Below are 7877 nucleotides of genomic sequence, written 5' to 3' on the forward strand. Positions count from 1 at the left end.
GGGCATCAACTTCGAAGACGCGGTCAAACTCACCGGCGCCAGCGCAGCAGAGCAGGCGGTGCGCCGGGCACCCGACGCCGGCCGTTACCTGCTCACCGAGGCCATGGCCACCGGCCCGGCGATGTTCGACACCACCCGACTAGATCGAGCCCGCAGAGTGCACAACGGCGACCCCGATACGCCCGCCAAACCTAGCCGACCAGCCGCCGACGCGCGGCCGCGCACCGCCAGCCTCGACGAAGTGCTCTGCATCTCATCACAGGTGACCGGATGAACGTTTTATTACCCAGGGCCACCGGCATGGTGCTTGATAAGTGGAAGGTCATCGACGTCATCACGCGCACGCTGATGGCTGGGCAACAATACGAAGACCCCGCTCGCTATCCAACCCAGTGCAGGACCGATCCCACAGGAGCACAAGGAACCCTCGACCGTTGGTACTTCGATCAGGTCGAGGAATTCGCCTGCGTAGCGCGGGCCGAACTCGCGTCGTTCGACCGCGAGTACACGATCGCCCGAAACTGGACAACACCTGCCTTCTTCGCGGAGAAGATCGTCCCGGCAGGCCACTACTGGATAATGAAGCAGCTCCACCCGCGGGGGCGCGAGAGATATTCCTCGTCCGGGAACCCAGGGACACCCTGGCCTCCGCGCTGGCGTTCGATGCTCGGCATGGAGTTGCCTATGGCTTCGGTGTCCCAGTCGGTTGGAACGAATAAACAACTCGTCGGCCTGGTTCGCGAGGGCATACTGTCGCTTACACAACTGTGGAAGTGCAGATCGCTATACGGCACGCTTGTCCGTTTTGAGGACCTCATAGGGTCGCCCACCGAGCTCGACGCCCTGGAGCTGGACTCGTCGGCGAATATCGTCAACTCAATGGCAAAAGCTGGGAATGAAGCCACCGCTGATGTGAACGCGCATCAACATCGCCTGGCGTCTCGTCATCGATCGGCCGCTGGAAGCGGGACCTTGAACCACGGCCGCAAAAGATCTGCGACGAGGCGTTTGACGGGTAACTTGAGAGACTTGGCGGCAGCCCGTGTTTATTACTGTCACCGTAATCGTCCGGTAATCCGCGTAAGATGATTGGAGCAATATGATTGACATCGAACGGCCCAAGGATTGGGACGAAGAAGCTTATCTGCGTGAAAACCCTGGCGTGGCCCAATATGTGCGCGACCATCCAGAAACTGACGGGTGGGAACATTTTGCCAGGTATGGATATCTAGAAAACCGCCGAGGAGCTGCTCCAAAGTTTTTTGATTATGTGCAGAGTTATAGAGAAGGCGCAACTATAAAGCCAGCGGCGCCCGCACACCTCCGCAAAAGGGTTAATTGCGATGAAAATTTACAGGTCTTCGAGAGTGTGGGAAGGGAGTTGGCTGCAAATGTTTTTGGAGAGCTGATGCGCGTTGGACCTTATGGAGATGATTTCAGAATTCTTGATTTTGGAGTAGGGTGCGGCAGGGTCATTAGGCCACTGCACGAGTTATGTCTGGCCACCCGTTTAACGGACGGTAAGCTTAATTGGTTCGGTTCCGATATAGATGATGAGGCAATCACATGGTGCAGATCGGCCATTGAATCGATCGGCACTTTCGTTTTAAACAGTCCTATGCCGCCCCTACCGTTTGATGATAAATACTTCGATTTCGTCTATTCGATCTCTATATTCACACATCTCCCCGAGGACATGCAATTAGCGTGGTTATCAGAGCTTCGCAGAGTCATGCGAATTGGATCTTTTGCAGTCTTGAGCACGCATTCAACCGATTTGATTCCAGCGTTTGTGAGAGAAAAGCTACAAAATCCAAATCCAGAATTTTATTATCATGTCGGTAGAGACACTGAGGGTCTCCCTAGTTTTTACCAGGTCACATACCATAGCCATGAATACATTCACAAAAGATGGTCAAAATATTTTGCCGTAAAACAGATCATCCCGAAGGGCATAGCACAATTCCAAGATTTGGTGCTTTGTCAACGGGTGGCTTGAGTCAACTAACGAGTGAGCATAGATTGAAAAGGCAAGCGCAACTACACGACTCTTGACGTGGAGTCCGTGTTGACCCAGCCGTCGCCTCGACCTCGGCGGGGAAGGTCCATGGGGTCCCCAAGCGAATTATCCACTGCCGATACCGCCACGACCGGGCCCGGAGCACCCTGCGCGGCATCGGCGAACAAATTGCCAAGGCATAGCGCGCTGTTGACGGCAACGTCATCCTGCGTCGAACGGCGAATTGAGAGCTTTGGATCGCACGCCCGTGGCAGACGAATTGAAGGTTTGGTCTGCTTACCAACAACATATTTCAGATGATGTTGTCACTTCCTGGTTTGGCGGGAGCACGCCGAGATCGCAGTCGGTACTTGCCGGAAGGCACTAAGAATCTGCCGGGCAAGCATCTATCTACGACGGGTCACCTAGCTTAGCTAAATCGGGCTCAGCGGAATTTGGAGTCGAGCTTGACCATCCTCAAATAAGGCAACGATAGGGTTACACCGGGAATCTTCGATGGGTCGACGCGGCTTCTTGACACCAGGATTCCTGACATGGTGTCATGCCAGAAAGCCCTGGACACTGGACGAGCTGGCGTCGCAGACCACGCTGGAGCGGCAGCGGATGCGGGCGAAAGCGTTGCCGACGGCGGCCGATGGGGTTGCCGACGAACGCATCGCCGTGGATGTGGCGGCGCCGCCGGCGAGGAGGGACGGGATCGCCGCATGGCGGTGGAGATATCCGGGGTAACCCTGTGCCCTAACGATGACCTGATCACCGGTGCTTGCCTCGACCGCCCGAAGACCGGTCCGGTCGACGGACGCGCGTTCGAGGTCTTCGGCTGGGTCGTAAGCAAGGCGCCCGTAGCCTGGTTGGAGTTCGTCCACGAGCAGAGCGTGGTTGCGAGCTGCGAGCTAACTCTCATGCGGCCCGATGTGGCCAGCGTGTATGGCATTTCGTCACCGGTGGGGTTCAGGAAGACGATCGAAACGGCCGGACTTGCACCGGCATTCACCCTCGGGGTGAGGGTTGTCTTCGAGGATGGACGCCGCGACGTGATCGCGGAAATACGCGGCACGCAGCAGCTAACCCCGAGCTTCACTCCCTCCACGCGGCTTCAAGAGCCGGCATACCAAGGATGGGGCCGCGGCAGATTGGTCCAGCGATACCTCAATCTTCTCGAGGCGTCGCTGACCGGCATGCTTTTCGAAGATGCGCCCTGCGACTATTGGTCGGACGGCAAGTTCGATCCCAACACGCGTCTCTTAGGGAGGGACTGGCCCTCACTTTCGTTTTCCATGATCGGAAGTGTTCGCATGCGAAATCTACGCTACGCCTGCGAGACGGTGCTACTTGATGGCGTCGAGGGTGACTTTGTAGAGACCGGCGTTTGGCGCGGCGGCGCCTGTATTCTCATGAGGGGAATTCTGGAGGCATATGGTGATAGCACGCGACGTGTCTTCGTTGCTGACAGCTTTGCTGGACTTCCACCGCCAGACCCCGAAAATTTCCCCGCCGACGCGGGCGATCAGCACCATACCCATAGTCAACTCGAGGTGTCGCGTGCCGATGTCGAGGACAATTTCCGGCGTTTTGCGTTACTGGACGAACGGGTCGTTTTCCTCGAGGGTTGGTTCAAGGACACGTTGCCAGACGCTCCGATCGATCGGTTAGCTGTATTGCGGCTTGACGGCGACATGTATGAATCGACGATTGAAGCTCTGGACGCGCTCTATCACAAAGTGCAGTATGGCGGCTTCGTGATAGTGGACGATTATATGCTGCCGGCTTGCGCGAAGGCAGTTAGCGATTTTCGTGAACGTTACGGGATCACATCGCCCATACTGCCGATTGACGGATGGGGTACGTACTGGCGTGTTGATCACGCGCCCATCCGATAATTCTGCTTTTGATCGCCAACCCGCATGGACGGCGTGTGTGGTGCGCGGCTACCGGCCGTCCGTAGATACCGCTGGCTCTTGGTCTAGGCATGTGCTGACGAACATTGCTGGGCCGTTGGCCATCGTGTCGGTCAGGTAGCGACCGGCAGCGGGCGTTCGGCGTACCGCCTGCTCGGCGGCGCAAGTGCCGGTCAGCTCTACCGCATCGGGAGGTTGATGCCCACCTGAAACACCTGTACTTCGGCTCCCGGCACCCTGTGAGACGGGTGATGAAATCCTCAGGAGCAAACCGCCAACCTTTGGCCCTGATGCTGTTGAGCTTCACTGAGGATGATCGCGTCATCGGCGTTGGCGACGATGATGTGATGAGGATGGTCCCGTTCAGTGTGGTGAGCGCGGCCGATGGGGCGTGGTGGGCTACTGACGGAGCGCCGATTTCGCAGCGCAGCGAGGGCAGCGCCGCTGGCACGTTGCGCTCGACTCCTCGTTAGCCGAGTGCCGCCTGCTCGGCCAAGGGTGCTACACCAATATCGTCGACTCTCGAAGTGCCTCGTCGGGCTGGGGCGAAGCCCGTAGATCTAGAAGTACTCGGCGTTCCAGCCGGGGTGTATGTCGATACGACTCGGCGTTTTGTGATGCGTGGCTTTTGCGGTGTGCACGAAACTCGTTGTCTCCCTGGTACGGTGCGTGAGCAGTTCTTGGTGGAAATCACCGACACAAACAGCGGGGACGTCACCGCCGCTGGGGGCGTCGATCACGCGACCGCGCTGACGGAGCTCAACCGGCTGTTCACCGCGTTGCTTTGCAACTCGTCTGTGGATACCGTTAACTATGCAATCCCAACCCGGCCGACCCCAAGCGGGGAGCAAGATCGGGAGGTTTTTCCGCAAGCCTGGCACCGGCCACTCGCCACAGAACGAAACGGAGATCCAATTGCCCGACCAAGAAAAACTCGCCGACGTCGACACCGAGATCCTGCGCGCCGGGCAGGTTTTAAGTAAATGCCTTGAAATTGCAGCGCATCGAACCCTGGCAACAATCATGGACCGGGCCGACAGTGCAGCGACCGGCCAACTCGCGGACCTCGCCTACGCCTTCGCATGCTTGGAAGGGGCACGGCGCGGCATCGCGCCCAGCACCGCCCCGCCGCCGAAGCATAGCTACTCAGAGCCAACTCCTCCGGGAGCCGCCGCTGCTGTTCAGGGAGGATCGACTTACACAACGAGCGCTGATCGCCCACAGTACGGAACACGGCGGCCTTAATTCCTTCTGGAACAAGGGTATTGAAGGCCATCTGTTCAGTTTGGCGCGATCCGACCCTGGATCAACGCGCTGACTTTTCAGGTCGAGGTACCGAAGTGCGTGTCGTGAACGCGAAGGTGCACTGGCCAACGACAATGCACGTTGAAAATGTTGGATTATCACGCGAACTCGATATTCTGCCGGTGATCGCCCTGCGGGCGTGAAAATGGGGTCGGGTCGCCCGATGACGCCGACGTTTCCTTGGACGTGAGAGCCCGCACGCGAGCTTGGCGCCGGAGCCTAATCGAGTTGATTCAGGGCAAACGTATCTAGGGGTACAGCCCTGAGATGCAGAGCACTTCGTCGAGGCTGGCGGTGCGCGGCCGGGCGTCGGCGGCTGGTCGGCTAGCTTTGGCGGGCGTATCGGGGTCGCCGTTGCGCACTCCGCGGGCTCGATCTAGTCGGGTGGTGTCGAACATCGCGGGGCCGGTGGCCATGGCCTCGGTGAGCAGGTAGCGGCCGGCGTCGGGTGCCCGGCGCACCGCCTGCTCTGCTGCGCTGGCGCCGGTGAGTTTGACCGCGTCTTGGAAGTTGATGCCCACTTGAAACACCTGTGGTTCGGCGTCGAGCACCGCGCTCAGGCGGGTGATGTAGTTCTCGGGGGCGAAAAACCGCCAGCCCGTACCCAGGTGCAGCCAGAACCGTCCGTCGATCTGAGCGCGCAGCTGCGCCAGCTGGGGGGCGGGCTTGTCGCCGGATCGGCGACGCGCGAACTCGAGGAACCCGTAACGTTTCCGCAGCTTGGCGCGGTCGGGGGCGGATAGGCCGACATCGAGCACCACAAAGCGCCCGACCCGCGACACATCGAGACAGCAGTTCAAAAACGAGTTGATGGTCTGCTCGGTGCTCTGGCGGTCCGGCCCGGCGATCAGGCTGACGGTGACCTCGGGCTCACCGGGACCGGCGGTCAGGGACTGCACCAGGGCTTCGGGGTACGGTGCGGCCGCCTCGAGCATGGCCGGCACCGAAAAGTCGCGGTTGGCCGCAATCCGTTGCCGATCGGGGTCGGGGAGGTCAGGGCGGGTCAGCAGGTCCCGGCACAGCGCGAATGCCTCGGTGTGCTTGCCGATCTGCGATGCGCACACCGCCAGCTCATCGGTGGCGCGCCACGCGTAGACGTCCGCGTACCGGGGAACAAAGAGGTCCTCTCCGGGAAAGGGGATTTCGGCGGCGCGCTGGGCAAACAGGTAACCCGGCCCGTAGCGCTGCTCGTTGCGACACCGAACGGCGATGGCATGCAACGCCTCGGCGCGGGTCGGTCGAAACTCCCACGCCTTGAGGTAGGCCTTTTGAACATCCGGCCACGGCCCACCGAGTTCCGCCATCGACTCCGCCAGCCGATACATCGCCCAGTAGACCTCCTCGTCGCAGCCACCCATCTCGACCCGCCGCTCACACCACTTCCGCGCGTTGACGAAATCCTCCATACGGAAGCAGGTCTCGGCGAGGAAAAAGACCGACCGCGCATCCTCGGGGTTGCGTTTGACCTTGGCCAACAACCAATCTCGCTCCTGCGCAGACTTGTGCTTGAACAGGTTGTAGGTGAACAGTTGGCGCTCGCGCAGATCTGTGCTGCGGTCTTTGCCTTCGAGGCGCACATCGATGATGCAAGAGTCGTCCCGCGCAGCGGTCTGGTGGGTGAGATCCTCGAGGCCTTCCGATAGCGCGCGGTCCAGGATGGCGGCCTGGTCGCGAGCGGAGAAAGCCCGATAGCCGCGCTCGGCGAGCTTGCGCCGCGCGCGCTCGTCGCCAACGAGCTCAACACAGCGGTCGACCAGCTCGTCGTAGTCCGCGAACGCGATGCCCGAGGCCAGGTCGCGCTCCAATGTCGGATTGGCACCATGCTCGGAGACCACCGCCCGCCTGTTGGCGAGCAGATAGGAAACACGCGTGATCTCAAAGATTTTCGCATCCCAGTAGTGGATATTGAGGACGATCTTCGAGCATGCGATCCAGGCATCGCGGCTCGCGCCGTAGGCGCCCGTTAGCCATTTGACCCGAAGACCGCGGTCGTGCAGTTCCCTGAGAACGGCATATCGGCGCCCGTTGAGCGCGCCGTAGAACAACACGTCGATGTCCTCGCGGGCGGGGGCGATCCGGGTCAGCTCGGGGACGTACCCGACCGGAACGTAGGTGGGCTGGGGCAACCCCATAGCGGCGAGATACTCGATGTTGGCTTCACTGTAATCCCAAGTCGGATAACGCCGGAAAAGGTCGACGAATTCAGGCATCGTCATCCACGGCAAGTCGTCACCCAGTTGCTCAAGGTTATAGAAGATGGGGTTTTTTGGCGGCTCCAAGCCGTACTGGACGAGGAGGTTTCCGCCTAGCACGATGGTGCGGCGATCGTCGAGGTCGAGACGATTGGTCAGCACCGAGTCATGACCAAGCGCCAAAAGACCATGGTGCAATGCCTCGGCGACCTCGTTAAAAGCTCCGCCGCTGATGTCGTGCTGGGAGGGCGGTAACACGATCGCGACGGCGAAGCGCATGGGTGCAAATTACAGCAAGAGGAGCTGGGCTTGACCCGGTTTAGTTAGTGGGCATCGAACATCGCCGGGCCTCGATCCGGTCACTGAGGAGGTGTTTTCGCCCGACGTCCCTTCTTCGCATCCCGTGCCGGGGCCTTCGGCTGCGCCACCGGCCGGGCCGCAGCCTTCTTCACGGCCCGCGCC

The 7877-nt window shown here is 60.1% G+C and carries 4 protein-coding genes and 1 pseudogene; 4 read left to right on the forward strand and 1 reads right to left on the reverse strand.

Features of this window, described 5'->3' with window-relative positions:
• From AC5Y2S_RS28845 to AC5Y2S_RS28860, 4 genes and pseudogenes are all read left to right on the forward strand, one after another.
• A pseudogene (locus AC5Y2S_RS28845) lies at positions 1-274 on the forward strand (hypothetical protein); the annotation flags it as partial.
• Complete coding sequence (locus AC5Y2S_RS28850) at positions 271-1089, forward strand: hypothetical protein (protein ID WP_499960037.1); 819 nt, start codon at positions 271-273, stop codon at positions 1087-1089. The pseudogene AC5Y2S_RS28845 and the gene AC5Y2S_RS28850, both read left to right, overlap by 4 nt.
• A gap of 10 nt (positions 1090-1099) precedes the next feature.
• The gene (locus tag AC5Y2S_RS28855) at positions 1100-1999 is read left to right on the forward strand and encodes a class I SAM-dependent methyltransferase (protein WP_499960038.1); all 900 of its coding nucleotides are present in this window, start codon (positions 1100-1102) and stop codon (positions 1997-1999) included.
• A 725-nt stretch (positions 2000-2724) separates the two neighbouring features.
• Entirely contained in the window at positions 2725-3900 is a 1176-nt protein-coding gene (locus AC5Y2S_RS28860) for a TylF/MycF/NovP-related O-methyltransferase (RefSeq protein ID WP_499960040.1), read from the forward strand.
• A 1571-nt stretch (positions 3901-5471) separates the two neighbouring features.
• Here AC5Y2S_RS28860 and AC5Y2S_RS28865 read toward each other — a convergent pair.
• A complete protein-coding gene (locus AC5Y2S_RS28865; protein WP_499960042.1) occupies positions 5472-7694 on the reverse strand; it encodes a hypothetical protein in 2223 nt (740 codons plus the stop codon).
• Between the last annotated feature and the right edge of the window lie 183 nt (positions 7695-7877).

The sequence above is a fragment of the Mycobacterium sp. NGS69 genome (assembly GCF_059812165.1).

Coding starts and splice junctions, on each gene's coding strand:
- AC5Y2S_RS28850 (WP_499960037.1), top strand. CDS start 271: ATGAACGTTTTATTACCCAGGGCCACCGGCATGGTGCTTGATAAGTGG.
- AC5Y2S_RS28865 (WP_499960042.1), bottom strand. CDS start 7,694: ATGCGCTTCGCCGTCGCGATCGTGTTACCGCCCTCCCAGCACGACATC.
- AC5Y2S_RS28860 (WP_499960040.1), top strand. CDS start 2,725: ATGGCGGTGGAGATATCCGGGGTAACCCTGTGCCCTAACGATGACCTG.
- AC5Y2S_RS28855 (WP_499960038.1), top strand. CDS start 1,100: ATGATTGACATCGAACGGCCCAAGGATTGGGACGAAGAAGCTTATCTG.